The sequence below is a fragment of the Bradyrhizobium sp. USDA 4503 genome, assembly GCF_054055815.1.
In genome coordinates this window covers 4,766,287-4,792,668 of the sequence record NZ_JBSRXS010000001.1, presented here as the reverse complement: position 1 = coordinate 4,792,668, position 26,382 = coordinate 4,766,287, and the positions used below count along the sequence as shown (strand labels likewise).

The following is a 26,382-nucleotide window of genomic DNA, read 5'->3' as shown; positions in this document are numbered from 1 at the left end:
ATGAAGGCGCTCGACCTCGAGGCGGTCCAGGCGTTCGTCCTGGTGGCCGATCTCAGCAGCTTCACGCGCGCGGCGCAGGCGATGGAGACCACGCAGTCCGCGGTCAGCCTGAAGATCAGGCGTCTGGAAGACGGCCTCGGCCGACGGTTGCTGGAGCGAACGCCGCGGCTGGTTCGGCTGTCAGCTGAAGGTGCCGCCTTCCTCGGCGCCGCGCGCAATCTGGTGGCCGCGCATCAATCGGCGATCAACTCGTTTGCCGTCGAGCATCGGCGGCTGGTCGTCGGCATCAGCCACCACATCGTCGGCTCGGAGCTCGCCTCGCTGCTGAAGCGGATGAACAGCACCGATCCCGGGCTGGTGATCCAGCTGCACGTCGACACGTCGCGTTCGGTGCTTAGCGCATTCGACGACGGCAGGCTCGATGCTGCGATCGTGCTCCGCCACGACGCCAAGCGCCGCGATGGCGACGTGCTGTTCGAAGAGCCGTTCGGCTGGATGGCCGCACCCGATTTTCACCATCGACCGGGCGAGCCGTTGCGCCTCGCGACGCAAGCCGAGCCGTGCAGCGTGCGTGCCATGGCGGTCGAAGCGCTCGACGCCGCCGGCATCGCCTGGACCGAGGCATTCGTCGGCGGCGGGTTGTCGACGATCGGAGCTGCGATCTCCGCTGGCCTTGCGGTCGCGGCGCTGGCGCGCCGGGTGGCGCCGGCGGACACCGTCGATCTCGGGCCGCGGCTTGGCCTGCCGCCATTGCCGTCCCGCGACGTCATGCTTCACTCAAAACTGTCCGATGCGCGGACACGGCAGGCGCTGCGCACCCTCGGCGCCGCCTTCGCGGCGAACGCGGCCTGAGCGGCTGTTCATTCTGTCAGACGGCAGCCGGCGCGCTTGAGCATGTCGCGGATGATCAGCGGCGTTGCCGGTGTCTCGGTCGCAGCGGTGGTTGCCGCGCCGGCGATCGCGTCACGGGCCTGCTGGGCGTCGAGCGTCAGCCGTCGGGCGCAGGGTGGCACGCCGTGCGCTGCATCGAGCAGCCAGCCGGTGGTTTCGCCGGCGCCGGCCAGATAGGCCGTCAGGGCCTGCCGCGCGGTCGGATTGGTGGCGGCCTGATCCAGCATGGCCCTGACTTGCGCGACGGAGATTTGCCCACGCGATGTCGAGGGTTGAGCGTGCGCGGCTGTCGTCAACAGGAGGAGGGCGCAGATGGCGCGGCTCGGGCGGTTCAGCATGAATTGGCCTTTCGATGTATGTTGACTTGCAGATATTAATTATCGTAAAACAATAATATAAGGTCAACAACCATCAAGGTCGAGCATGTCCGCGTCCCTCTCGTCAGAGCTTTCCCGATCCGCACGGCCAACGCGCCTCGAACGCATCCGCGCGGTCAGCCGCGTGCTCGCCTACGCCTGCATCGGCATTTCGCTCCTGCTTGCTGTTGGATTGCTGGCCTATTGGGTGGCGAGCCCGGATCAAGCGATCCTGCGCGACGCCGGGCTGACCGGCATCGCGTTCCATCCTGTCGGCTGGCTGGTGCGGCTGATGGGCCTCGCGGTCTCGGCGTTGCCGCTCGCCGGTCTGATCTGGGGATTGTCGCGCGTGCGCGGCTGCTTCAATGCGTTCGCGCAGGGGCGCTTCTTCACGGCCGACAACGTGGCGAGGTTGCGCGACCTTGCGATCGCGATGCTGGTTTCGACCTTGCTCAAGCCGTTGATCGGCGCGCTGCTCTCGATCCTGCTGAGCTGGCAAACCTACGCGCAGGGCAAATCCATCGTCGTCGCGTTCGGGTCCGACACGCTACTCGCGTTGCTGTTCGCCGGCCTGGTCGCGGTCACGGCCTGGGTGATGGCCGAGGCCAATGCGATCGCCGATGAGCACGCGCAATTCGTCTGAGGCATTCGCGATGCCGATCCGGGTCAGGCTGAATGTGATGCTCGCCGAGCGCAACGTGAAATCGAAGGAGCTTGCCGAATATGTCGGGATCACCGAGGCCAACCTGTCCCTGCTCAAGCAGGGCAAGGTGAAGGGTGTCCGCTTCGATACGCTGGAGCGGATCTGCACTTACCTGAAGTGCCAGCCCGGCGACCTCTTGCGCCATGAAGCGGACGATGCGTCAGCCTGACGCGGCCATCGATTACCCAAGCATTAACTTTCGCGCGTTACCTCAAACCCCAGTTTTGGGAGTGCCGCGTATGGACATGATGAGCATGGTCACCAGCATCCTGTCGATGCAGCAGGGTAGTCTGCAGGGTGAGATCGCAACCCGCGTGACCAAGCAGAACCTCGACGCCGAGAAGTTCGCGGTTCAGACCCTGCTCGGCACGCCTTCCACCGCGAATTTGTCGCCCGGCATCGGCGACAACCTCGACACCGTCGCCTGATCAGAACCCGGCTGCGGCTGGCTGCAGCGCGGCCTTCACCAGCTTGATCGCGTCGTCGCTCGCCCATTCGGCGGGACCGGCGATATTGGCGATTTCGCAGCCCTTGCCGTCGACCAGCACCGAGGTCGGCATGCCCAGCGCCTTGCCTATGTTCTTAAGATCCTGAAAAACCTTGGCTTTCTGATCCGAAAAATAGCCGAGACTGGTCAGATTGGCCTCTTTCAGGAAGTTTTTCGGCTTGTCCGGGTCGCGGGTGTCGATGTTGATCGCGACCACCTCGAAATCCTTGCCGCCGAGCTTGGTCTGCAGGCTGTCGAGCGCCGGCATTTCCTTGCGGCAGGGCACGCACCAGGTCGCCCACAAATTGACCAGCACGGTCTTGCCGCGCCAGTCCGAGAGCTTCTTCGGCTGGCCGTTGGCGTCCTCGAAGGTCAGGTCGGGCAGCATCAAGGGGGTGGTCGCCATGGTCAGCGCCGCGACCTCGCCGTGGGCAAGCGGGGCGATCTTCTTCGCAAGAGCCACCGCGCTGTTGCAGGCGATATCGCCGCCCGCGGGATGCTTGAGGCTGGAGACCCCCGCATAGCCGATCACAGCCCCGGCCAGCACGGCGCCGATCACCAGCGGGATGCGCCACTTGGCGGTCGGCCTGGCGGTCGGGTTGGGTTGGGTCGTCTCGGGCATATCGTTTGTCATCCTGGGTCGATGTGGCTAAGCAGTGCCGGGAATACGACCGGAACTGCGGTGCTGTTTCGCCGCCTCCGGCCATGAAACCGCAAGGCTGAAATACGAATTCGTGAGCGAGATGTCATGAGCAACAAGATGTGGGGCGGCCGCTTCTCGGAACGTCCCGACGCGATCATGGAGGAAATCAACGTCTCCATCGACGTCGATCGTCACCTTTATGCCCAGGACATTGCCGCGTCCAAGGCCCACGCCGCGATGCTCGCTGCGCAGGGCATCATCACGTCCGCTGATGCGAAAAATATCGGCAAAGGTCTAGACACGATTTTGTCAGAGATCGGCAAGGGCGATTTCGATTTCAAGCGCGCGCTCGAGGACATTCATATGAATGTCGAGTCGCGGTTGTCCGAATTGATCGGGCCCGCGGCGGGCCGGCTGCACACCGCGCGCTCCCGCAACGACCAGGTCGCGACCGATTTCCGGCTTTATGTCCGCGACACCATCGATGAGACCAATGCGGCGCTGGCCGCGTTCCAGCAGGCGCTGGTCGCCCGCGCGCTGGAGCATGCCGGCACGGTGATGCCGGGCTTCACCCATCTGCAGACCGCGCAGCCCGTGACCTTCGGTCATCATCTCCTAGCCTATGTCGAGATGGCCAGCCGCGACCGCGGCCGCTTCGCCGACGCGCGCAAGCGGTTGAACGAATCGCCGCTGGGCGCGGCCGCGCTCGCCGGGACCTCGTTTCCGATCGACCGCGCCACGACCGCAAAGGCGCTCGGCTTCGACCGTCCGATGGCCAATTCGCTCGACGCGGTATCCGACCGCGATTTCGTGCTGGAGACGCTGTCGGCGGCCGCGATCTGCGCAGTGCATATGTCGCGCTTCGCCGAGGAGATCGTGATCTGGACCTCGCCCTTGGTCGGCCTCGTCAAGCTCAGCGACAAGTTCACCACCGGCTCGTCGATCATGCCGCAGAAGCGCAATCCGGACGCGGCCGAGCTGGTGCGTGCCAAGACCGGCCGCGTGATCGGCGCGCTCACCGCGCTGCTGATCGTGATGAAGGGCCTGCCGCTCGCCTATCAAAAGGACATGCAGGAGGACAAGCAGGGCGCGATGGAGGCTTTCGAGGCGCTGTCACTGGCAATTCGCGCCATGACAGGCATGGTCGAGGACCTGGTGCCGGACGAGGCCAGGATGAAGGCCGCCGCCGGCGAGGGCTATGCCACCGCGACCGACCTCGCCGACTGGCTGGTCCGCACCCTGAAAATGCCGTTCCGTGACGCCCACCACGTTACCGGGCGCATCGTCGGCCTGGCATCGAAGCAGGGTGTGGCGCTGCACGAGCTGCCGCTCAAGGCCATGCAGGAGGTTGAGCCGAAGATCACGGCCGACGCGCTGAGGGTGCTCAGCGTCGAATCCTCTGTGCAGAGCCGGACCTCGTTTGGCGGCACGGCGCCGAAGAATGTGATGGCGCAGGCCAAGGCCTGGGCCAAGCGGCTGGAAAAAGAGCGAAAATTGGGCTGAACCGGAAAATTTGGCCGTGATTTCATGGCGCTCCGCCTCTCGCCAGAGCACGCCAATGTTTGTATGGTGCCGCCCGAATTGGGGAATTCGTCGTGATTAGCAAGAACCGCCTGACCCCCTCGGGATGGGCCATCATTGTGCTGGGCGTATCCGCGCTGGCGCTCGGCGGCTGCGGCCGCAAGGGACCGCTCGACCTGCCGCCGACCGCGAACGTCGCGCCGGGCGCGGCACCGAGCGACACCGAGAGCGAGCGGGCGGCGCAGCCCAGCGTGTTCAATCCGACCTATGGCTCGGAGGCCGCGCCGGCCGCGCCGCGAGGCAATAAACGGCCCTTCCTCCTCGATCCGCTGCTCGGCAATTAGTATTTAAAAGCGTGTCATGAACCATTTCGACTATCGCAACGGCGTGCTGCATGCCGAGGCGGTCAATCTCATTGAGCTGGCGGAGGCCGTCGGCACGCCGTTCTATTGCTATTCGACCGCGACGCTGGAGCGTCACTACCGCGTCTTCACCGAAGCCTTCGCCGGCGAGAAGGCGCTGGTCTGCTACGCCATGAAGGCGAACTCCAATCAGTCGGTGCTGCGCACGCTGGCCAAGCTCGGCGCCGGCGCCGACGTGGTATCCGGCGGCGAGTTGAAGCGGGCTCTGGCGGCCGGCATTCCGCCCTCGAAGATCGTGTTCTCCGGGGTCGGCAAGACCGAAGGCGAGCTGCGCGCCGCGCTCGCAACTGACATCCTCTGCATCAATATCGAGTCCGAGCCGGAGCTCGAGATGCTGTCGCGTCTCGCGGTCGAGATGAAGAAGACGGCCCGCATCTCGGTGCGGGTCAATCCCGATGTCGATGCCGGCACCCATGCCAAGATCTCGACCGGCAAGTCCGAGAACAAGTTCGGCATTCCGATCGCCCGCGCCCGCGAGGTCTATGCCCGCGCGGCAAAGCTGCCGGGCATCAAGGTCACCGGTACCGATGTGCATATCGGCAGCCAGATCACCGATCTCGGCCCGCTGGAGGTCGCTTTCCGGCTGCTCGCCGAATTCGTGCAGACGCTGCGCGCCGACGGCCACGACATCTCGCATATCGATTTCGGCGGCGGCCTCGGCATCCCCTACTACATGGATCGCGCCGCGCCGCCGGCGCCGGACGCCTATGCGGCGATGGTCAAGCGCGTCACGCACAATCTCGGCTGCACGCTGATGTTCGAGCCGGGACGCATGATCGTCGGCAATGCCGGCATCCTCGTCACCCGCGTGATCCATGTGAAGCCGGGCGATGCCAAGAACTTCGTCATCATCGACGCGGCGATGAACGACCTGATCCGGCCGACGCTGTACGAAGCGCATCACGACATTCTGCCGGTGCGCCAGCCCGCGCCCGGCACCCCGACCATGGTCGCGGATGTAGTCGGCCCGGTCTGCGAGACCGGCGATTACCTCGCGCTCGATCGCGCGCTGCCGCAGCCGAAGGCCGGCGATCTGCTGGCGATCATGACCGCCGGCGCCTACGGCGCGGTGCAGTCCGGCACCTACAACACGCGGCCTCTGGTGCCCGAAGTGCTGGTCAAAGACGACCAGTACGCCGTGGTCCGCCCGCGCATCGACGTCGACGCCCTGATCGCGATGGACAAGCCGGCGCCGTGGCTGTGATGGCCGGTGTCGCGCTTCACTAACGGTGTTGTCCCTGCCTAGTGCGCAATTGCGCACGGGAGCAGGGACCCATAACCACCGCTCCTGATTGTTGTCCTGAGCTGGGGCCGCAGCTCAGCTAAACCACGAAGTGCTGTGGTGATGGGTCCCGGGTCGCGCGGAGCCTGTCATCGGGCGGCGCTTCGCGCCGACCCGTTGGCTTGCCCGGGACGACAGCGTTTATTTCGGCGAGAGCGTTACTTCGCGGCGTGCGCGCCGCCCTTGCCGCCGCCGACGATCACGCCCGCGGCCTTCTCGATCGGCTTGATCGCCGCGGTGAAGTCCGACTCCGGTCCCTCGTCGCGGATGATGACTTCCCAGAGCCGGCCGACCGCCTCGGCGACTTCCATCGACAGCCCGAGCGCGCGCATTTCCTCGACCGCAAGCCGCACGTCCTTCACCATCAAGCCGGTGGCGAAGCCGAAGTCGAAGCTGCGCGGCAAGACCGAGCGCGGAAACTTGTCGCGGCTCGCGGTGTTCAGCCCGGAGCCGGCATTGATGACGTCGATCATCACGGCCGGATCGAGCCCGGACTTGACGCCCATCACAACAGCCTCCGAGGTCGCCACCATCGCGGTCGCCGACAGGAAGTTGTTGGCGAGCTTCATGGTCTGGCCGGAGCCCGGCTTGGTGCCGATGAAGAACACCTTGCCGATGACGTCGAGCGCGCCCTTCACCAGTTCGAAATCGGCGCGCGGGCCCGACACCATCACTGCCAGCGTGCCCTTCTCGGCGCCGGCGACGCCGCCGGAGACCGGGCTGTCGATCTGCACGATGTTCTTCTTGGCCAACAGCTCGTGGATCTTCACCGCCATCCGCGAGCCGACGGTGGAGAGGTCGATGAAGCGTTTGACGCGCGTGCCCTCGATCACGCCGCCCGCGCCGGTCGCCACCTCGAGTGAGGCCTGCAGCGAGGGCAGGCTCGCCATCACGGTCTCGACGCGGTCGGCGATGTCCTTGGGCGAGGTTGCGGCCACCGCGCCGAGTGCGACCAGCCTGTCGAGCGCGTCCTTGCTGGTGTCGAACACGGTGAGCTTGTGGCCGGCCTCGATCAGCCGGCGTGCCATCGGGAAGCCCATCTTCCCGAGGCCGATGAATCCGATTTCCATGAGTCGTTTCCTCTATGTCGTTGTGCGCGATATGCGCGCCTCCCACACGATGTCGTCTCTGCGAAAGCAGGGACCCATAACCCCAGGACTAAGTTGTTTGGTGCAGTCGGGGCCACAGCCGTCGTAACCACGACGACCTGTGGTTATGGGTCCCGGCTCGCGCTTCGCTTGGCCGGGACGACAACGAGTGGAGCTCGCTCACGCCTTGTTGTCGAGTTCGGCGAACACCTCGCGCGCGATGCGGAAGCTGTCGACGCCGGCGGGGATGCCGGCATAGATCGAGACCTGCATGAAGATCTCGCGGATTTCGTCGCGGGATACGCCGTTGGTCAGCGCGCCCTTGATGTGGGCCTTCAATTCGTGCGGCCGGTTCAGGATCGAGATCATGGCGAGGTTGAGCATGCTGCGGGTCTTGCGCGGCAGTTCCTCGCGGCCCCAGACCGCGCCCCAACAATATTCGGTGACCAGTTCCTGGAATGGTTTGTTGAAGCTGTCCGAATTCTTCAGCGCATTGTTGACATAGGCTTCGCCCAGCACCGCCTTGCGGATTTCGAGCCCCTTGTCGTGCGTTTTTTGGTCCATATCGCGTTCCTCATGCGTTAATGCGATGGTTCGGCCGGGACGTTACGGGGTCGAACCGCCGCAGTCACGCCTTCGTGTTATGCGTATTTCCCGGTGTGGGTTACTGCCTGGAACGGGTGCCTCAAAGCCGCCGCCGTGCTAGGCTGACCTGCCGGCTACCCCGGAGATTTTATTGAGCGGAGCCAACATCGACCCCTCTGACCCGTCACGCGCCGTCCGCGACAGCGATGCGATCGCGCGGCTGAAACTGACAGAGGCTCTGCAGCGGGCAAGGTTCGCGATTGGGTGGGAACGGGCTTGGCCGCATCTGGCCCGGTTCCTGACGGTCGCAGGATTGTTCCTGGTCGCGTCCTGGGCCGGGTTGTGGCTGGTGCTGCCGTTTGTCGCACGCGTGGCCGGTGCCGGCCTGTTCGCGATTGCCGCGCTCGCGGCGCTGTCGCCGCTGGTGCGCTTCCGCTGGCCGAGCCGCGAGGAGGGCCTGAGCCGGCTCGACCGCGGCGCCGGCATTCGCCATCGTCCGGCGACCACGCTCTCCGACACGCTCACCAACAAGGACCCGTTTGCGCTGGCGCTGTGGCAGGCGCAGCGCGAGCGCACGCTGGCCTCGATCAAGCGCATCCGCGCCGGGCTGCCGCGGCCGCGCGTGTCGCTGCACGACCCCTGGGCGCTGCGCGCGCTGGTCATCGTGATGCTGGTCGCGAGCTATGTCGCCGCCGGCGACGAGCGCGGCCTGCGGGTCGCCTCCGCATTCGACTGGAACGGCATCATGGCGCCGGCCAATATCCGGGTCGATGCCTGGGTGACGCCGCCCAACTACACCGGCAAGCCGCCGATCATTCTGTCCAACGCCAACAAGGACGCCAACGCGGCGGACACCACCCCGCTCGCGGTTCCGGCCGGCAGCACGCTCCTGGTGCGCTCCAGCGGCGGCAGCATCGACGTCGTCGTCGGTGGCGGTGTTACCGAGGTCGCGCCGGACGGGCAGGCGCCCAGGGGCACCAACGAGCGGCATTTCAAGATCACCGGCGACGGCACCGCGCATGTCCGTGCGCCGGCCGGCCAGCCGCAGTGGAAATTCACCGCGACGCCGGACCGCCCGCCGTCGATTGCGCTCGCCAAGGATCCGGAGCGGCAGGCGCGCGGCGCGCTGCAGATGTCCTACCGGCTCGAGGACGATTACGGCGTCAGCGAAGCGCGCGCGCAATTCGCGGTGCGGCCGACCGATGCGCCGAAGGAGGCTGACGGCAAGAAGGATGCCGACGGCAAGGCGGCGCAACCACGGCCGTTGTTCGAGCCGCCGCAATTCGCGCTGGTGCTGCCGAATGCGCGCACCCGCAACGGCGTCGGCCAGACCGTGAAGGACCTCAGTGAGGATCCCTATGCCGGCGCCGACGTGACCTTGACGCTGACGGCCAAGGACGAGGCCGGCAATGAGGGCAAGAGCGAGCCGTTCAACATGCGGCTGCCGGAGCGCCTGTTCACCAAGCCGCTGGCGCGCGCGCTGATCGAGCAGCGCCGTATCCTGGCGCTCGACGCCAACCAGAACGGCCAGGTGTTCGCCGCGCTCGAGGCGCTGATGATCGCGCCCGAAATGTTCATGCCGGAGACCGGCTATTACCTTGGCCTGCACACCGTGAGCCGGCAGCTTGAGGCGGCGCGCACCGACGACCAATTGCGCGAGGTGGTCGCCAGCCTGTGGTCGCTCGCCGTCACCATCGAGGACGGCAATATCTCGGACGTCGACAAGGCGCTGCGCGCGGCGCAGGACGCGCTCAAGCAGGCGCTCGAGCGCGGCGCGACCGACGAGGAGATCAAGAAGCTCACCGACAATCTGCGCGCCGCGCTGGACAATTTCCTCCGCCAGATGGTCGAGCAGTTCCGCAACAATCCGCAGCAGCTCGCCCGGCCGCTCGATCCCAATGCCAAGGTGCTGAGCCAGCAGGATCTCAAGAACATGCTCGATCGCATGGAGCGGCTGTCACGCTCCGGCGACAAGGATGCGGCGCGGCAGCTGCTCGAGCAGATGCAGCAGATGCTGGAAAACCTGCAAATGGCGCAGCCCAATCAGGGCGACGACGACATGCAGCAGTCGCTCAACGAGCTCGGCGACATGATCCGCAAGCAGCAGCAATTGCGCGACAAGACCTTCAAGCAGGGCCAGGATTCCCGCCGCGACCGCATGCGCGGCAAGCAGGGCGAGCAGTCGATGGGCGACCTGCAGCAGGACCAGCAGGCGCTGCGCGACCGCTTGAAGAAGCTGCAGGAAGAACTCGCCAAGCGCGGCATGGGACCGGACCAGCGCGGCCAGAAGGGCCAGAAAGGCCAGGGTCAGAAGGGCGACCAGGCGCAGCCGGGCGATCAAGGCGGCGACCAGGGCGATGACGGCGATGACGGGCTCGACCAGGCCGATTCCGCGATGGGCGATGCCTCCGGGCGGCTCGGCGAGGGCAATGCCGACGGCGCGGTGGATTCGCAGGGCCGTGCGCTGGATGCGCTGCGCAAGGGCGCCCAGAGCCTCGCCGACGCGATGCAGCAGGGCGATGGCGACCAGCCGGGCGACAACCCCGGCAACCGCGCCGGCCGCCAGCAGAGCGGCGGCAACCAGACCGATCCGCTCGGCCGCCCGTTGCATGGCCGGGAATTCGGCGACGACTACACGGTGAAGATCCCCGGCGAGATCGACGTGCAGCGCGTCCGCCGCATCCTCGAAGAGCTGCGCCGCCGCCTCGCCGATCCGTCGCGGCCGCAGATCGAGCTCGACTACATCGAGCGGCTGCTGAAGGATTATTGAGCGCCTCGTCCTTCGACTGTCGTCATCCGTGAAAGCTCGTGCCTACTCACGAGACATCGGCGCTTTGAATCGAACGGCCACGGCGACCTGTATGCCGCGCTTCCACTGGAATGACGCGGAATCTGCACGACGGTCGTAAGCCAGCGGACGTCAGCTTCTGCGGGCTACGCGCCCCGTATTCCAATCGGTGCGATCGGGACCGGGTGTCGTCCGCCCGTTGCGCACAATTTTCCTAAAATTGTCGGGTTCCCGTTGGTGCGCATTTAAGTCGCTTGCGTCACCTTACTTCGGAAAATTGGCAAGCGTCTCAGGAGAGCACATGAGGCACAGCCGTTTATTCATTGCATCGTCATACCGGCCATTGGGTATTACTCGCCGGCACCAACATCAGACCAGCTTGGTTCGACAATTCGTTCGAGACCAGTCGGGCAGCTATGTGATCATTTCAGCGCTGCTCATGCCGGTCCTGGTCGGCACGGCAGGGCTGGGTACCGAAGTGGGATGGTGGTACTACAAACATAAGAACATGCAGAGTGCCGCCGACTCCGGCGCGGTGAGCGCCGCAACGGCGGCAAGTGCAGGCGCCGACCTTTTGTCCGAAGCCAATGCGGTCACGGCAAACTACGGTTACGCGAACGGGGCGAACAACGTCACGGTCAGGGTGAATCAACCGCCGAAGACCGGCAGTCAGACGTCGAACCTGCAGGCGGTCGAAGTCATCGTGAGCCAACCGCAACAGCGGTTGCTGTCAGCCTTGTTCGGCTCGGCCCCGGTGCCGGTCACCGCGCGCGCGGTCGCGCTGCCGAATTCCGGGACGGGCTGCGTGCTTGCGCTCAACGCCAGCGCCAGTCCCGCGGTCAACGTGAGCGGCGGCAACCAGCTCAACCTGATCAAGTGCAACCTTTACAGCAACTCGGGTGCAAGCCCATCGCTCAACGTGGCCGGCAGCGCGACGGTCGCCGCCAATCAGGTCGGCGTCGTCGGCGACGTCTCCGGCACCAGCAACATCACGGCCACCAACGGCGTCAAGACGCATGTGAAGCCAATGGCTGACCCGTATGCGAACGTCTCTCCGCCGTCGAAGCCGAGCTGCACGAACGCCAAGATTACGGTCAATTCCAACGGAAAGACGAACTCCCTCAGCCCCGGCTGCTACTCGGGCAGCATTACGGTGAACGCCGGCGCAACGCTGAACCTCGATCCAGGCATCTATTACCTGGACGGCTCGAACTTGAGCGTCGCGGGCAACGCCACCATCACGGGCAGCGGCGTGACCCTGGTCTTTACGGGCTCGGGAAGCAAGTGGGGCACGGCTTCGATCGGCAGCAACGCCATCGTCGATCTGACGGCGCCGACCTCCGGCTCCACGAAGGGCATCGTCATGTATGGCGACCGCAACATGCCGGCCGGGACTACCTTTAATCTCACGGGGTGGTGCCACCCAGAACTTCGGCGGCGCCATCTACCTGCCGAAGGCCGACCTCAGCTTCGGCGGTGGCAACGGCACAAGCACATCATGCACCAAGATCATCGCGGACACGCTGACGTTCAGCGGCACGTCGAACCTTCAGGTCAATTGTTCGGCGCTCGGCACCGCGACGATAGGCACGCAAACCGCGCAACTCATCGAGTGAGGTTGGCCCCGATGCAAATCCAGAGATCCTCATCCAACAGCCGTGGTCGATTGGTTTTCTCTCTGACGCGGCTTGTGCGCACCGCCGTTCACGACAGGGGCGGCGTCGCGGCCATCGAATTCGGGATCATGATCCCGTTGCTGTCCCTGATGGTCGTCTCGGTAACCGACATCGGACTCGCGCTCTATCGCAAGATGCAGGTCGAGAATGCCGCGCAGGCGGGAGCGCAATACGCCATCGTGCGCGGCTTTGACGAGACTGGCGTCACCAGCGCCGTAACAGCCGCCACGAATTCCACAGCCATCAATGCTTCGCCCAAGCCGTACCAGTTTTGCGGGTGCCCGACCAGTTCGGGGGTCAGCACCGTCAGTTGCGGTGCGGTCTGCCCCAGCGGCGCGCAGGCCGGAACATATGCCATGGTTTCGGCGCAAGGGACCTACTACACGCTGATCAATTATCAGATTGTGGCGGCCTCCTACACCTATAGCGCCCAGTCCACTGCGAGGCTGCAGTGAAACTCACACCGCTATGGCGGGACAATCGAGGGGCCTCCGCGCTGGAATTCGCCCTGACCGCTCCCGTGTTCTTCCTGTTCATATTTGGCATCATCGAATTCGGACTGCTGTTCTGGACTCAGCTCGGGCTGCAGCACGGCACCGAAATGGCGGCGCGTTGCGCGACCGTCAACAGCACGCTCTGTCCGAGCGGGAGCGCCATCACGAATTACGCCGCGCAGCAGGCGTTCGGCCTCACGCTCCCGGCGCAGACATTCACCTATTCCACGTCAGCCTGCGGCAACGTGGTCAGCGCGAGTTATGCATTTCAATTTGCGCAATTTCTCAATCTGTCCCCGGTGACGCTGACCGCCCGGGCATGCTTTCCGAGTTGAGCTCATAACCCTAGTGTCCCGAATCCGAAGTTCGCATCATTTGCCCCATCTTCGGAGCGAACTTCGGATTCGATAAGGACACTAGCAAACTGATGATTCTAGTGTGCTTTATGAATGCGAAGTTCGTGAAAGTGGCTGCCGCGAAATCGCACGAACTTCGCATTCAGCACACTAGCCGGCCTTCCGCGCCGCCAGCGCGTCCGCGACTGCGGTGCGGATATCGGCCACCGAGAACGGTTTCGTCACCACGTCATGCACGATCGCCTCGAGGCCGGAGGCGCGTTCGCGCTGATGGGCGAAGCCGGTCATCAGCAGGATCTTCAGCGCAGGGAAGTCGCGCGCCGCGGTCAGCGCCAGCGCGATGCCGTCCATCACGGGCATCTGGATGTCGGTGAGCAGAAGGTCGAACGCGCCTTCGTCGCGCGTCAGCACCTCCAGCGCCTCGGCGCCGTCCTGCGCGGTCACGGTTTCGTGGCCGTCCATGGCGATGGCGCGCGCCACCAGCGAGCGCATTGAGTCTTCGTCGTCGGCGATCAGAACACGCGTCATGGTGATTGGTCGGTTCCCGATGGAGTTGGCCGGCGGCTCACGCGCGGCCGCCGGTGAGATCACGCTTGTTGAAGAAGCGTACGTCGATATTGCGGCCTTCGGGCGGCGGCGAGGCGAGGCGCGACTTGAAGAAGGCCCGCTCGCCGGGATTGAGCACCGGCTGCTCCAGCACGGCGTTCCAGGCATAGATTTCGGCGCCTTGCGCGTCGCGGACCGAGAAGCGCAGCCGCGGCAATTCGACCGGCTTCCTGGTCTGGCCGACGATCATGCCCTCGATCACCAGCACCGGCTTGCCGTCCACGGTCTCGTTGGTGATCTTGAGATCCTTGAAGGCGAGCCCGCGCAGATTCACGTCGAGCCCGGCCATCTTGTAGAACAGCGCGGTCTGCGGCAGCAGCCGCACCACGTCGTTGCGCCAGACGAACAGCGCGATGATCAGCGCGGCCATGGCGCCGCAGGTGGTCGGCAGGGCACCGATTACCGGCATGAACGGAATTCGGGGCAGGGCGGGCAGCCGGAACAGGCGGGGAAGCCGGGGCAGGCGGAAGCGGCCCCTGGTTCCCGCGTCCCCGGCGTCGGCATGGGCCGCGGCATCCGCCTCGGCCAGCGCCGGCCATTCCGTGTCGGCGTCGCTGCCCTCGGTGGGCAAATCGGCCGAAATCGAGGGGCTCTCGACCATCGGGGTCGCGTCAGCCTCCTCCCGGCCCATGGCCTCCCATTCGGCGGCGAGGTCGGATCCGGCGGACTGATAGGCCAGAGTGGGCGCGGTCGCCCCGACGGCGTACTCCGGCCGGGCCAGCCAGACCTCCCGGCAGCGGGAACAACGGACGGTACGTCCGGCCTCGCCAAGGGTGGCCGGATTGATGGCGTAGGATGTTGTACAATGCGGGCAGACAATATGCATGGAGGCCGAATCTCCACCGTGTGGATGCCCGGATGCTACTTAGCGACCGTTAACGAATCGGAAACCATAACCGAAGCACAAGCTTTCTGTGCGGTTCGCGGGCGCTCGGCCGGGGTTCGGGCCGTCTTCGCCGTCGGTGTAGGGTATTGGGCCATCGGCCCTCTCGAACGGAGCTAGCGCATTGGTTCGGTTCGAAAATGTCGGTCTGCGCTACGGGCTCGGCCCGGAGATTTTGCGCGACCTCTCGTTCATGATCCCGGCGCACTCGTTCCAGTTCCTCACCGGGCCGTCGGGCGCGGGCAAGACCTCGCTGCTGCGGCTGTTGTTCCTGTCGTTGCGGCCGACCCGCGGGCTGGTCAATCTGTTCGGCAAGGACGTCTCGCTGCTGAGCAAGGATCAGGTCGCCGACCTGCGCAAGCGGATCGGCATCGTGCTGCAGGATTTTCGCCTGCTCGATCACATGACCACCTATGAGAACGTCGCGCTGCCGTTCCGCGTGATGGGCCGCGAGGAATCGAGCTATCGCCGCGAGGTGATCGATCTCTTGAAATGGGTTGGCCTCGGCGAGCGCATGGACGCGCTGCCGCCGATCCTGTCGGGCGGCGAGAAGCAGCGCGCCGCGATCGCGCGCGCGGTGATCTCGCGGCCGCAACTGCTGTTGGCGGACGAGCCGACCGGCAGCGTCGATCCGACGCTCGGGCGCCGCCTGCTGCGGCTGTTCATCGAGCTCAACAAATCCGGCACCGCGGTCATCATCGCGACCCACGACATCACGCTGATGGATCAATACGAAGCGAGGCGGCTGGTGCTGCATCAGGGACGGCTGCACATCTATGAATAGGAGCGGCGACGAGAAAGTGTCGTTGGTCGATCTCGGGCGCGAACGCCCGCAGGTCCCGGCCACTGCGCGCAACATGTCGCCGATCGTGCCGCGGGCGTCGATTTCGGGCCGTGCACTGGTCGCGGTCGTCGCGATCATGACCTTCCTCGCCTCGCTGACGACAGGCACCGTGCTGCTGGTCAGCGCGTCAGCCGCCGAATGGCAGTCGGAAGTATCGAGCGAGATCACCATCCAGGTGCGCCCCTCGCCGGGCCGCGACCTCGATCGCGACGCGCAGGCCGCGGTGGACGCGATGCGGGCGCAGCCCGGCATTCTCGAGGTCCGTCCGTTCAGCAGGGAGGAATCCGCCAAGCTGCTGGAGCCGTGGCTCGGCAGCGGGCTCTCGATCGACGAACTGCCGGTGCCGCGCGTCATCGTGGCGCGGGTGCAGCCCGGCACCACGCTCGATCTCGCCGGCTTACGCGCGCGGGTGACGCAGGCGGCGCCGACCGCAAGCGTCGACGATCACCGCGCCTGGATCGAGCGCATGCGCTCGATGACCGGCGCCACGACGTTCGCCGGCGTCGGCATCCTCATCCTCGTGATCATCGCAACCATCATCTCGGTGTCGTTCGCGACCCGCGGCGCGATGGCCGCCAACCGCCCGATCGTCGAGGTGCTGCATTTTGTCGGCGCCGGCGACAGCTTCATCGCCAACCGCTTCCTGCGGCATTTCCTTCGGCTCGGCCTCGAAGGCGGGCTGATCGGTGGCGGTGCGGCGATGCTGGCGTTCGGCTTCTCCGAGTCGATCGCCAACTGGTTCTCCGGCACGCCGGTGGGCGACCAGTTCGCGGCCCTGCTCGGCACGTTCTCGCTGCGTCCGTCGGGCTATCTGGTGCTGGCGATGCAGGCGGTGCTGATCGCGGCGATCACCGCGTGGGCATCGCGGCGCACCCTGTTTGCCACGCTCGACGACATCGACTGACGGCGCCGCGAAAACTCGAAATCATGGCGCCGCCTCGTGATCGCATTTCGTCGCCCAAGTGTGATTTCGCGCGCGGCACGCGGCACTGGTCCCGAGGAAAACCGGTTTCCACTTTTCCGGATCATGCTTTAAAATCCCCCGGGGGAAGGATAACCGCATCACATGAGTTTGCAGTCCGACGATACGTCGCCGAATGGCTTTGCCGCGCGCCCGCGCGGCTGGCTGCGCGCCGTCATCGTCGCGCCGCTGGCGCTTGCCTTCGTCGCCGCGGCGGTCGGCTTTGTCGGCTTCCTCTCGCAATTGCGCGGCGTCGAGACCGACCCGCCGCAAAATGCCGACGGCATCGTGGTGCTGACCGGCGGCTCGTCGCGGGTGTCCGACGCCATGGAACTGTTGGCTGCCGGCTACGGCAAGCGTTTGCTGATCTCGGGCGTACATCCGACCAACGACGCCAGCGACATTTCCCGCTCCGTGCCGGACAGCAAGGGGCTGATGAGCTGCTGCGTCGATCTCGACCGCTCGGCGCTGAACACCCGCAGCAACGCGGCGGAGACGCGGCGCTGGGCGCGCGAGCGCGGCTTCAAGTCGCTGATCGTGGTGACCTCCAACTACCACATGCCGCGGGCGATCGTGGAACTGTCACATGCGATGCCCGACGTCACGCTGATCCCGTTCGCGGTGGTCGGCGACAAATGGCGCGACGAGCCGTGGTGGACGAGCGGCGCGACGTTCCGTCTCTTGCTATCGGAATACGCCAAATATGTCGCCGCCGAGATGCGGGTGCGGCTGGCCGGTCTCGGCCTCGACCTGACCTCCGATCTCGCCGAGCCGGCTGCCGCGCCGCGCCGCCCGGCGACGGCGCAGGCGAATTGATGTATCAGGCACCGTCATTCCGGGGCGATGCGCGGCATCGAACCCCAATTCGTAATTGCGAATTGTGGAATCTCGAGATTCCGGGTCTGGTGCTGACGCACCATCCCGGAATGACGGTGTAAAGGATAGTGTTGAGAGAATGACTTCAATCTTCCTGCGCTCGCTGATCTTCAACGTGCTGTTCTATCTCGTGCTGGTGGTGCTCTGCATCATCGCGCTGCCGGCGCTGCTGTTGCCGCGGGGGGCGTTGATGGCGCTCGAAGTCGCGTGGGCCAACACCAGCCTGTTCCTGATGCGCGTGATCTGCAACATCAGGATCGAGTTTCGCGGGATCGAGAAGATACCGAGCGGGCCGCTGGTCGTCGCCTCGAAGCACCAGTCGTTCTGGGAGACGTTCGCGCTGGTGCGCTTCTTCGAGCATCCGCTGTTCATCCTGAAGCGCGAGCTGATGATGATCCCGGTGTTCGGCTGGTACCTCAAGAAGGTCGGCATGATCTCGGTCGAGCGCGGCGGCGGCCCGCGCTCGCTGATCAAGACGCTGAAGCGCGCGGCGGCCGAGGTGAAGCTCGGCCGGCAGCTTGTGATCTTTCCCGAGGGCACCCGTACCGCACCAGGGGCGCCGCCGAACTACAAGGCCGGCGTCGCGCAGATCTATGCCGAGAGCGGCGTGCCGTGCCTGCCGATCGCGCTCAATTCCGGGCTGTTCTGGCCGCGCCGCACCTTCATGCGCTATCCGGGGACGCTGGTGGTCGAATTCCTCGATCCGCTGCCGCCGGGATTGCCGCGCGATGAGTTCATGGCTCGCTTGCGCGACCAGATCGAAACCGCCACCACCCGCATCGTCGAGGCCGGCCGCGCCGAGCAGGCGAAATTGTTCGGCGGTGTGCCGAACGCGGCGAAAGGGTAGGGCGCAGCACAAGCCCTGGTGCGGTTGCTGCCGGGAATTTCGTGCGCGCGGTTTCGTCGGTCCCTTCAGAAATCGTCATGCCCGGGCTTGTCCCGGGCATCCACGTTTTTGGTTCGGCCCGAAGCAAGACGGTGGATGGCCGGGCACAGGCAAGCCGAAGCGATGCCGTCCTTCGGGCGGCTGCCCGGCCCATGACGATGCGGAGAGTTACCGTATTGCGAATGGCGTCGCCACTACTGACCGGCCGCCGCGTCGGTGTTGAAGGTCTCGCCTTGCGGCACCCAACTCTTGCCGTCGAACGTCGCGATCTGCATCTGCGTGAACGGCGCATAGCGGTCCGGCCGCGTCGAGATAGCGATGCCGGGCAGCAGCAACGGCGCAACCACCTTGTTGAGGTTGGTTGCCTGCTTCAGCAAATTCTCGCGCGTCAGATCATCGCCGCACATCTCGATGACCTTCACCGTCATATAGGCCGAGATGTAGCCGGTGACGTTGCTGCCGTCGGCGATGTCGCCTTGCGGATACCACTTCGCCAGGAATTCCTTGAACTCCTTCACGTCGGCGGCGTTCTCCCAGGTGGGATCGGTCGGCGTCTTGAACGCCAGCGCGGTCAATAATCCCTTCGAAGCTTCGATGCCGGCCGGCTCCATGACGCCCTTGATCGATGAGGAGACGCTGACCACGTAGTTCAGCGGTTTCCATCCGAGCTCGTAGACCTTGCGTATCGCCTGCGCGCCGAACTTGGGCGTCGCCATCGTGAACAGCGTGTCGGCGCCGGAGGCTTTCAGGGAGACGATCTGCGAATCGACCGTCGGATCGGAAACCTCGTAGGTCACTTCCTTCACGATCATCGTCTTCGCCTTGTCGCCGAGGCCATCCTTCAGCCCCTTGACGTAATCCTTTCCGGCATCATCGTTCTGGGAGAACACGCCGAGCTTCGCGTCGGGCTTGTTCTTCAACAGATATTTGGCGAAGATCATGCCCTCCATCTGGTAGGGCGGATAAAGCTGGGTGGTCCACGGGAAGTTCTTCGGGTCGTCCCATTTTGCCGCGCCCGTCGAAATGAAGATCTGCGGGACCTTCTTCTGGTTCAGATACTTCTGGATCGCTGAATTGGTCGGCGTGCCGATGGTACCGATGATTGCCAGCACCTCGTCCTGTTCGACGAGGCGTCGCGTCTGCTCCACGGTCTTCGGCGGCGAATAGGCGTCGTCCAGTGAAATCAGCTTGATCTTTCGGCCGTTCACGCCGCCCTTCGCGTTGATCATCGCGTAGTAGGCCTCTTCGAGACGCCCCTGGGTGCCGTAGGCGGACGCCGGGCCGCTATAGGGCATGGTCTGGCCGATCTTCACCTCGGTATCGGTGACACCGGGGCCGTATTTCTTGTCGGCGAGGGCAGGTTGGGCGGTGGCGAGCATCAGCGCGCAGAACACTGCGCGTGAGTAACGAAACGTCATGGCGAATCTCCCCAAGTATCGGCCACGCTCTTCGGCGTGTGCCGTGGGGCTGATGATCGCTGCTCCACCCTGCACGTCAAGTGCGACAGCTCGGCGCGCGGGTGCCGTCGTACCGCTGTCCGTCCGGGAGCGGTGAAGCAAGCGATGTCAGTGCGGAAAACTCACCGCATCACGAACGGATTGGCCGGGACGTCCGTCGCGGTCGAGATCCAGACGCTCTTGGTCTCCTGATATTCGCGGACCGCGTCGATGCCGCTTTCGCGGCCGACGCCGGAGTGCTTCATGCCGCCGAACGGCATCATGTAGCTGATGGCCCGGTAGGTGTTCACCCACACGGTGCCCGCGCGCAGTTGCTTCGGCACGCGGATGGCGCGCGCGAGATCCTTGGTCCAGATGCCGGCGGCGAGGCCGTAGATCGTGTCGTTGGCGATCCGGATGGCGTCCTCCTCGGTGTCGAAAGAGATGATCGACAGCACCGGTCCGAACACCTCCTCGCGCGCGATCCGCATGGTGTTGTCGACGTCGGTGAAGATGGTCGGTTCGACGAACTGGCCGCCCTTGATGCCGTCGCCGGTGGCCGGCTTGCCGCCGAGCAGGCAGCGCGCGCCCTCGGCCTTGGCGATGTCGATATAGTCGAGCACCTTCTTGTACTGCGCCGGCGTCGTGATCGGGCCGACATTGGTGTCGGACTGCATGGGATCGCCGATCTTGGCGGACTTTGCCAGCTCCAGCACCCGCGCGACGAATTTTTCCTTGATCGAGCTCTGCACCAGAAGGCGCGATCCCGCGATGCAGGTCTGCCCCGTGGCAGCGAAGATGCCGGAGATCGCGCCGGCCGCGGCGGCGGTGAGGTCGGCGTCCTCGAACACGATGTTGGGCGACTTGCCGCCGAGCTCGAGCGAGACGCGCTTCAGGCTCTTGGCCGCGGTCTCGTAAACCTTTGCGCCGGTCGTATCGGATCCCGTGAAGGTGATCTTGGCGACGCCGGGATGGGCGATCAGCGCGGAGCCCGCCTCGGGACCGAAGCCGGTCACCACGTTGAAGATGCCGTCGGGAATTCCGGCTTCCTTGGTCAGCGCGGCGAATTCCAGCGTGCTGGCCGAGGTGAATTCCGACGGTTTGACGACCACGGCGCAACCAGCGGCGAGCGCGGCGGCGCACTTCCAGGCGACGAACAGCAGCGGCGAATTCCAGGCGGTCAGCGCCGCGACCACCCCGACCGGCTCATGGGTCGTGTAGGCAAAGGTCTCCGCCTTGTCGATCGGCACCAGGCCGCCCTCGAGCTTGTCGACGAGCCCGCCGAAATACCACCACCACTCCGGATGGTAGCGCAACTGGCCGAGCATCTCGGCCATCAGCTTGCCGTTGTCGCGCACCTCGATCTCGGCAAGGCGCTCGGCATTGGCCGCGACGAGGTCGCCGAGCTTGCGCATCACCTTGCCGCGTGCGGAGGCCGTCATCTTCGCCCAGGGGCCGCGCCACATCGCCTCATTGGCTGATTTCACCGCCTTGTCGGCGTCGGCGGCCGTGCCGCGCGGAATCTTCGCCCAGGCCTCGCCGCGATAGGGATCGATGCTGTCGAACCATTCGCCATTGGCGGGGTCGACATACTGGCCGTTGATGTAGAGCTGATAGGTTTTCATGACATCCTCCCGCAAGGCGATGGTTCTGGTTGGCGGAACGCTATCACGCATTGCGCGACGCCGTCATAACGCAGTCGCGTGAGCCGGGTTGCAGCCGAGGCGGGCCGCTATCGGCCATGCGGCGCGGCAAGCTCGGCCGCGATGATCGCGCCGAGCGCCATGTCGCTCTGTTGTCCGAAGCCATGATGCACGACGTTGCCGTCGCGGCCGATGAGGATGCTGGTCGGCGTTCCCTGCATGCCGTAGCGCTGCATGGTGACCGGGATCGGCGTGCCTTCGCCGGCCTCGTCGACGCCGATCGGGAAGGTCAGCCGGTACTCGTGGATGAAGGCTTCCAGCGACACCTCCGTCATCGCCGCGTGGTGCTCGAATACGGTGTGCAGCCCGATCACCTGCAGGTCCGAATGCTTGAACAGCTCGAACGCGCGCTGGGTCTGCGGCGTGCCGTGCGCGACGCAGCCGGGGCACAGCATCTGGAACGCGTGCAGCAGCACCGGCCGGCCGCGCAGCCCAGCCAGGGTCAGCGGCTCGCTGGTGTTGAACCAGCGCGACGCGGCGAGTTCAGGTGCGAGAGTCACAGATCGGTTCCTTGCGTCCGCTCACGGCGCAAGGTTGGCAAGATCGATACCGGTCTGTCAACGACCGGCGGCGCTTGATGCCGCGGCCCGGCGTGCGCGGCGCGCGGCGCGGCGGCGCTGGGTCCAGAGCCTGGCGCGGTCGAGATAGAGATAGACCACCGGCGTCGTGTAGAGCGTCAGGATCTGGCTCAGGATCAGCCCGCCGAAGATCGCGATGCCGAGCGGCTGACGCAGCTCGCTGCCTTCGCCGAGGCCGATCATCAGCGGCACCGCGCCGAACAAGGCAGCCAGCGTCGTCATCATGATCGGCCGGAAGCGCATCAGGCAGGCCTCGTAGATCGCATCGCGCGACGACAGCCCGCGCTGGCGCTCGGCATCGAGCGCGAAGTCGATCATCATGATGGCGTTCTTCTTGACGATGCCGACCAGGAGGATCACCCCGATCATGCCGATGATGTCGAAATCGGTGTGCGACAGCATCAAGGCCGCCACCGCGCCGACGCCTGCCGAGGGCAAGGTGGAGAGGATGGTCAGCGGGTGGATGTAGCTCTCGTAGAGCATGCCGAGCGAGATGTAGATCGTCGCCAGCGCGGCGAGGATCAGGAACAGCTCGTTCGCCAGCGCCTGCTGGAAGATTTTCGCGGAGCCCGCAAACCCGCCGGAAATGCCCGCGGGCATGCCGAGCGCGTGCATCGCGTTCTCGATCGTGGTGGTCGCCGTGCTCAGCGAGACGCCCGGCGGCAGGTTGAACGAGATGGTACTCGAGACCAGGAGATCCTGGTGGTTGACGGAAAGCGGCGTCTCGCCGTGCTCGAAGCGTGCGACGCTCGACAGCGGGATCATGGTCTCCGCGCTGGTGGAGACCGCGGTACCGGTCGATGCGACGCCCTTGCCGGTGGCGCCGATCGAATTGGTGGCCTGGTTGCGCACCACATTGGCGGCGACCGCGCTGACCGAGCTTTTTTGCGAGGACGAGGCCACCGTGCCGGCCACGGCATTGGTGCTCTGCGTGCCGCTCGCCGAGCCGCCCGAGGTCGAGATATAGACCTCCTTGAGGGTCTGCGGGTCCTGCGAGAAACGCGGCGCGACCTCCATGATGACATGATACTGGTTGCGCGCGACGAAAATGGTCGAGACTTGGCGCTGCCCGAACGCGTCATAGAGCGTGTTGTCGAGCTGGCTGACGGTGATCCCGAGCCGGGAGGCGGCGTCGCGATCGATGATCAGATTGGCTTGCAGCGCCTTGTTCTGCTGGTCGCTGTTGACGTCGGCGAGCGTCGGCTCCTTCTGCAATGCCGCGACGAGCTTCGGCGTCCACTCGTTCAGCTCCTCGAAGGTCGAGCCCTTCAGCGTGTACTGATACGCCGCATTGCCCGAGCGTCCGCCGGCGCCGAGGTCGCCGATCGATTGCAGGAACAGCGTGGCGCCCGCGACGCTTGCCAATGGCTCGCGCAGCCGCTCGATCACCTTGTCGGCGCGCAGCCGGCGCTCGTCCATCGGCTTCAGCGAGGCGAACACGGTGCCGGTGTTGGTGCCGCCGGGACCTACGCCGCCGCCGCCGGTGAAGCCGACCGCGGTGTCGACCGCCGGATCTGATTTCACGATGTCGATGAACTGGGTCAGCTTCTGCTGCATCAGCTGGAACGAGGTGCTCTGGTCGGCCTGAATCGAGCCGACCAGCAATCCGGTGTCCTGCTGCGGCACGAAGCCCTTGGGCACCACCTTGTAGAGATGGAAGTTCAAATAGAGCGTCGAGCAGAGGATCAGCATCACCAGGAGCGGATGGCGCAGCGCGAGGCCGAGCGTCGCGCGGTAGCCGTTCAGCATCAGCTCGAAGATGCGTTCGCTGATCCGGTAGATCCGGCCGTGCGGCCGGCCCTCCTCCTTGCGCAGCAGTACCGCGCACATCATCGGCGTCGTGGTCAGCGAGACCACCAGCGAGATCACGATCGCGATCGTGATGGTCATGGCGAATTCGCGGAACAGGCGGCCAACCAGGCCGCCCATCAGCAGGATCGGCACGAACACCGCGATCAGCGACACGCTCATCGACAGCACCGTGAAGCCGACCTCGCGGGTGCCGACCAGCGTGGCCTCGAGCCGCGACAGCCCGGCGTCCATGTGCCGGGTGATGTTCTCCAGCACCACGATGGCGTCGTCGACCACGAAGCCGGTCGCCACCGTCAGCGCCATCAGCGAGAAGATGTCGAGCGTGTAGCCGAGTAGATACATCACGGCGAACGTCGCGATCAATGACACGCCGACCGCCACCACCGGGACCAGCGTGGCCCGGGCATTGCGCAGGAAGGCGAACACCACCAGGATCACCAGCGCCACCGCGATCAACAGCGTGATCTCGACGTCGTGCAGCGAGGCCCGGATTGTCTTCGAGCGGTCCATCGCGAGGGTGATGTCAACCGCAGGCGAGACCGAGGCCTTCAGCTGCGGCATCAGCCCTTTCACGGTGTCGACCATCTTGATGATGTTGGCGCCCGGCTGCCGGTACACGATCATCACGACGGCCGGCTTGCCGTTGGAAAGGCCGAGCGTGCGCACATTCTCGACGGAATCGATCACGTCGCCGACATCGGTCAGGCGCACCGCCGCGCCGTTGCGGTAGGCGACGACCAGCGGCCTGTAGTCGGCCGCCTTGCGGGCCTGGTCGTTGGCGTAGATCTGGTAGCGCTGGTTGCCGACGTCGATGCCGCCCTTCGGGCTGTGCGCATTGGCGCTCGAGAGCGCGGCGCGGACGTCCTCGAGCCCGATGCCGTATTTGTACAGCGCCGGCGGGATCAGCTCGACGCGCACCGCCGGCAGCGAGCCGCCGCCGACCGAGACTTCGCCGACGCCCTCGACCTGCGACAACTTCTGCGCCAGCACGGTCGAGGCGGCGTCATAGAGCTCGGCCGGCGTCAGCGTGTCCGAGGTCAAGGTGTAGATCAGGATCGGCGCCGAGGCCGGGTTGAACTTGCGGTAGGTCGGGTTGGCGCGCAGGTTGGTCGGCAGGTCCGCCCGCGCCGCGTTGATCGCCGCCTGCACGTCGCGCGCGGCGCCGTTGATGTCGCGGTCGATATCGAACTGCAGCGTGATGCGGGCAGAGCCGAGCGAGGACACCGACGTCATTTCGGTGACGCTGGCGATCTGGCCGAGGTGGCGCTCGAGCGGGCTTGCCACCGTGGAGGCGACGTCGGCCGGGCTGGCGCCGGGCAGGGTCGCCTGCACCATGATGGTCGGGATGTCGACGTCGGGCAGCGGCGACACCGGCAGCTTGAAGAACGCAATGATGCCCGCCACCACCAGTCCAAGCGACAGCAGCGTGGTGCCGACCGGCCGTCGGACAAAGGGGGCGGAGAGGTTCATCGAATTTGCGAGCGCTGTTTGCGGATCAGCTTCTATCCGTCCGCGCCGGGATGCAAAAGCCTAAATGTCACAGGGCGGCGCCATACCGCCGCCGCGATTTGCCGGATGCACCGCGGCGCACGCCGAAAATCGAGGATCTGGCAAAACCCGTTTACAAAGGCTGATCGATGATGGTGGTGAAGCGCAGTCGCAAGCACTGCGCAAAGGCCAAATGAAGAAGCTCAAGGCATTCCGCAAGTCGCCGGATAGTCCGCTCGGCGAGGTCGTTAAACGACGGTTGGCCAAGCGAACTAAGTAGAGCCTCGCGACGCAGCCTTACGCATCCCGGGCATTCTGCAGCGGGTGACGCGCCGCGTGGGCATCATGCAGCATCGTCGCTAGCTGGTGCAGCTGCGTGTCGCGAAAGCCCTGCTTCTCGATCGAGGCCACTGTCGAGAGCACATAGTCGCGGTTGTTGCCGGAGCGGCCATGGCCCTGCAGCACCAGGCGCTGCTGCTCGGCGAGCGACAGCCGCCCGGCATATTGCACATGACCGCGATCGACCACATAGGCCAGCGCGCTGACGCGCTCGCGCGCCGCATTCTCCAGCCACACCGAGCGCATCACCTCGCGATAGACGTTGGTGGTCTGCTCGCGTCCGCGCAAATAGGCGATGGTGTCGTGGCGCAGGCGGGCGGCGACGCGGAATGCGATGCCGCGGCAGGCGCCGCCGCGGTCGAGCCCGAGCACCAGGCCCGGCTTCTCCGGCGTGCCGCGGTGGTCGAACGAATAGACGCAGAGCGCGCGATGCTCGCCGATCAGCCGCGCCGGCACCTGTTCCAGGAACTCGAAGCCCGGCTTCCACATCAGTGAGCCATAGCCGAACACCCAGAGGTCGCCGTCGGTTTCGGAATGGGGAGGATTTGCTGACATCGCGCTGATGGGCTAGCAGAACGGGCCGTCGAAGCGAAGCGGATTCCGTGAAGTTTCCAAGGCTTGCTGAAGGCTCGCTCAAGGGTTGCTCGGGGCTTGTTCAAGGCCCGCGGCCGCTTAGAT

26 protein-coding genes are annotated in these 26,382 nt (G+C 65.4%); 15 read left to right on the top strand and 11 right to left on the bottom strand.

Annotation, left to right across the window (positions count from 1 at the left end; all coding sequences use genetic code 11):
* Positions 1 to 852 (top strand): LysR substrate-binding domain-containing protein, encoded by an 852-nt coding sequence (locus ACVMIH_RS23140; RefSeq protein WP_375166546.1) that lies wholly within the window; start codon positions 1 to 3, stop codon positions 850 to 852.
* A gap of 8 nt (positions 853 to 860) precedes the next feature.
* On the opposite strand, the gene ACVMIH_RS23135 is transcribed toward ACVMIH_RS23140, so the two are convergent.
* Entirely contained in the window at positions 861 to 1,118 is a 258-nt protein-coding gene (locus ACVMIH_RS23135) for a hypothetical protein (protein ID WP_092080523.1), read from the bottom strand.
* A 196-nt stretch (positions 1,119 to 1,314) separates the two neighbouring features.
* Between ACVMIH_RS23135 and ACVMIH_RS23130 the strand changes: the two genes are divergently transcribed.
* The 3 genes from ACVMIH_RS23130 (at position 1,315) to ACVMIH_RS23120 (ending at position 2,378) form a co-directional block, all read left to right on the top strand.
* On the top strand, positions 1,315 to 1,890 hold the full coding sequence (locus tag ACVMIH_RS23130; protein ID WP_063790103.1) for a DUF2975 domain-containing protein: 576 nt from the start codon (positions 1,315 to 1,317) through the stop codon (positions 1,888 to 1,890).
* A 10-nt stretch (positions 1,891 to 1,900) separates the two neighbouring features.
* The gene (locus ACVMIH_RS23125) at positions 1,901 to 2,119 is read left to right on the top strand and encodes a helix-turn-helix domain-containing protein (RefSeq protein WP_057017783.1); all 219 of its coding nucleotides are present in this window, start codon (positions 1,901 to 1,903) and stop codon (positions 2,117 to 2,119) included.
* A gap of 70 nt (positions 2,120 to 2,189) precedes the next feature.
* Positions 2,190 to 2,378 carry a putative motility protein gene (locus ACVMIH_RS23120; protein ID WP_253625359.1) on the top strand — a complete coding sequence of 63 codons (189 nt, stop codon included), beginning with the start codon at positions 2,190 to 2,192 and terminating at the stop codon, positions 2,376 to 2,378.
* Here the strand turns inward: ACVMIH_RS23120 and tlpA are convergent, their stop codons facing one another.
* Entirely contained in the window at positions 2,379 to 3,059 is a 681-nt protein-coding gene (tlpA, locus tag ACVMIH_RS23115) for a thiol:disulfide interchange protein TlpA (protein ID WP_168857833.1), read from the bottom strand. It lies immediately after the preceding gene.
* A 126-nt stretch (positions 3,060 to 3,185) separates the two neighbouring features.
* On the opposite strand from tlpA, the gene argH reads away from it, so the two are divergent.
* From argH to lysA, 3 genes are all read left to right on the top strand, one after another.
* Positions 3,186 to 4,583, top strand: coding sequence for an argininosuccinate lyase (argH, locus tag ACVMIH_RS23110; RefSeq protein WP_057017757.1), 1,398 nt, complete (start codon positions 3,186 to 3,188; stop codon positions 4,581 to 4,583).
* Positions 4,584 to 4,675: 92 nt separating this feature from the next.
* The gene (lptM, locus tag ACVMIH_RS23105; protein ID WP_057017758.1) at positions 4,676 to 4,945 is read left to right on the top strand and encodes an LPS translocon maturation chaperone LptM; all 270 of its coding nucleotides are present in this window, start codon (positions 4,676 to 4,678) and stop codon (positions 4,943 to 4,945) included.
* 16 nt (positions 4,946 to 4,961) lie between these two features.
* A complete protein-coding gene (gene lysA, locus ACVMIH_RS23100) occupies positions 4,962 to 6,227 on the top strand; it encodes a diaminopimelate decarboxylase (RefSeq protein ID WP_057017759.1) in 1,266 nt (421 codons plus the stop codon).
* Positions 6,228 to 6,463: 236 nt separating this feature from the next.
* On the opposite strand, the gene ACVMIH_RS23095 is transcribed toward lysA, so the two are convergent.
* Both ACVMIH_RS23095 and ACVMIH_RS23090 read right to left on the bottom strand, forming a co-directional pair.
* On the bottom strand, positions 6,464 to 7,375 hold the full coding sequence (locus ACVMIH_RS23095; RefSeq protein WP_253588807.1) for an NAD(P)-dependent oxidoreductase: 912 nt from the start codon (positions 7,373 to 7,375) through the stop codon (positions 6,464 to 6,466).
* 198 nt (positions 7,376 to 7,573) lie between these two features.
* Complete coding sequence (locus ACVMIH_RS23090; protein ID WP_018268955.1) at positions 7,574 to 7,957, bottom strand: carboxymuconolactone decarboxylase family protein; 384 nt, start codon at positions 7,955 to 7,957, stop codon at positions 7,574 to 7,576.
* Between the two features lie 172 nt (positions 7,958 to 8,129).
* Here ACVMIH_RS23090 and ACVMIH_RS23085 point away from each other — a divergent pair, with 172 nt between their 5' ends.
* From ACVMIH_RS23085 to ACVMIH_RS23075, 3 genes are all read left to right on the top strand, one after another.
* Entirely contained in the window at positions 8,130 to 10,748 is a 2,619-nt protein-coding gene (locus tag ACVMIH_RS23085; RefSeq protein WP_456855184.1) for a TIGR02302 family protein, read from the top strand.
* 319 nt (positions 10,749 to 11,067) lie between these two features.
* Positions 11,068 to 12,897, top strand: a complete 1,830-nt coding sequence (locus tag ACVMIH_RS23080) for a TadE/TadG family type IV pilus assembly protein (RefSeq protein WP_456863457.1) — start codon at positions 11,068 to 11,070, stop codon at positions 12,895 to 12,897.
* Positions 12,894 to 13,271, top strand: coding sequence for a TadE/TadG family type IV pilus assembly protein (locus ACVMIH_RS23075; RefSeq protein WP_225164603.1), 378 nt, complete (start codon positions 12,894 to 12,896; stop codon positions 13,269 to 13,271). The genes ACVMIH_RS23080 and ACVMIH_RS23075 overlap by 4 nt, the downstream gene beginning before the upstream one ends.
* Positions 13,272 to 13,442: 171 nt before the next feature.
* On the opposite strand, the gene ACVMIH_RS23070 is transcribed toward ACVMIH_RS23075, so the two are convergent.
* Positions 13,443 to 13,820 (bottom strand): response regulator, encoded by a 378-nt coding sequence (locus ACVMIH_RS23070; RefSeq protein WP_016845302.1) that lies wholly within the window; start codon positions 13,818 to 13,820, stop codon positions 13,443 to 13,445.
* 37 nt (positions 13,821 to 13,857) lie between these two features.
* Positions 13,858 to 14,724: an MJ0042-type zinc finger domain-containing protein gene (locus tag ACVMIH_RS23065; RefSeq protein WP_456863454.1), complete on the bottom strand. Its 867-nt coding sequence runs from the start codon at positions 14,722 to 14,724 to the stop codon at positions 13,858 to 13,860.
* A 181-nt stretch (positions 14,725 to 14,905) separates the two neighbouring features.
* On the opposite strand from ACVMIH_RS23065, the gene ftsE reads away from it, so the two are divergent.
* The 4 genes from ftsE to ACVMIH_RS23045 all read left to right on the top strand — a co-directional run bounded on the left by ftsE (position 14,906) and on the right by ACVMIH_RS23045 (position 18,309).
* A complete protein-coding gene (ftsE, locus tag ACVMIH_RS23060) occupies positions 14,906 to 15,565 on the top strand; it encodes a cell division ATP-binding protein FtsE (protein ID WP_016845305.1) in 660 nt (219 codons plus the stop codon).
* A complete protein-coding gene (locus tag ACVMIH_RS23055; protein ID WP_057017877.1) occupies positions 15,558 to 16,529 on the top strand; it encodes a cell division protein FtsX in 972 nt (323 codons plus the stop codon). Before ftsE ends, ACVMIH_RS23055 begins: the two co-directional genes overlap by 8 nt.
* Positions 16,530 to 16,691: 162 nt before the next feature.
* On the top strand, positions 16,692 to 17,402 hold the full coding sequence (locus ACVMIH_RS23050) for a YdcF family protein (RefSeq protein WP_076827440.1): 711 nt from the start codon (positions 16,692 to 16,694) through the stop codon (positions 17,400 to 17,402).
* 139 nt (positions 17,403 to 17,541) lie between these two features.
* Positions 17,542 to 18,309, top strand: a complete 768-nt coding sequence (locus ACVMIH_RS23045) for a lysophospholipid acyltransferase family protein (protein ID WP_057017876.1) — start codon at positions 17,542 to 17,544, stop codon at positions 18,307 to 18,309.
* Positions 18,310 to 18,542: 233 nt separating this feature from the next.
* Here the strand turns inward: ACVMIH_RS23045 and ACVMIH_RS23040 are convergent, their stop codons facing one another.
* The 4 genes from ACVMIH_RS23040 to ACVMIH_RS23025 all read right to left on the bottom strand — a co-directional run bounded on the left by ACVMIH_RS23040 (position 18,543) and on the right by ACVMIH_RS23025 (position 25,347).
* Positions 18,543 to 19,766, bottom strand: coding sequence for an ABC transporter substrate-binding protein (locus ACVMIH_RS23040; RefSeq protein ID WP_057017875.1), 1,224 nt, complete (start codon positions 19,764 to 19,766; stop codon positions 18,543 to 18,545).
* A gap of 161 nt (positions 19,767 to 19,927) precedes the next feature.
* On the bottom strand, positions 19,928 to 21,409 hold the full coding sequence (locus ACVMIH_RS23035) for an aldehyde dehydrogenase (RefSeq protein ID WP_057017874.1): 1,482 nt from the start codon (positions 21,407 to 21,409) through the stop codon (positions 19,928 to 19,930).
* Positions 21,410 to 21,516: 107 nt separating this feature from the next.
* Entirely contained in the window at positions 21,517 to 21,987 is a 471-nt protein-coding gene (locus ACVMIH_RS23030; protein WP_057017873.1) for a peroxiredoxin family protein, read from the bottom strand.
* A 57-nt stretch (positions 21,988 to 22,044) separates the two neighbouring features.
* Positions 22,045 to 25,347, bottom strand: a complete 3,303-nt coding sequence (locus ACVMIH_RS23025; protein ID WP_229189169.1) for an efflux RND transporter permease subunit — start codon at positions 25,345 to 25,347, stop codon at positions 22,045 to 22,047.
* A 64-nt stretch (positions 25,348 to 25,411) separates the two neighbouring features.
* On the opposite strand from ACVMIH_RS23025, the gene ACVMIH_RS23020 reads away from it, so the two are divergent.
* Positions 25,412 to 25,645 (top strand): hypothetical protein, encoded by a 234-nt coding sequence (locus tag ACVMIH_RS23020; protein WP_456855186.1) that lies wholly within the window; start codon positions 25,412 to 25,414, stop codon positions 25,643 to 25,645.
* 17 nt (positions 25,646 to 25,662) lie between these two features.
* On the opposite strand, the gene ACVMIH_RS23015 is transcribed toward ACVMIH_RS23020, so the two are convergent.
* Positions 25,663 to 26,259 carry a gamma-glutamylcyclotransferase gene (locus ACVMIH_RS23015; protein ID WP_456863451.1) on the bottom strand — a complete coding sequence of 199 codons (597 nt, stop codon included), beginning with the start codon at positions 26,257 to 26,259 and terminating at the stop codon, positions 25,663 to 25,665.
* Positions 26,260 to 26,382 lie beyond the last annotated feature (123 nt).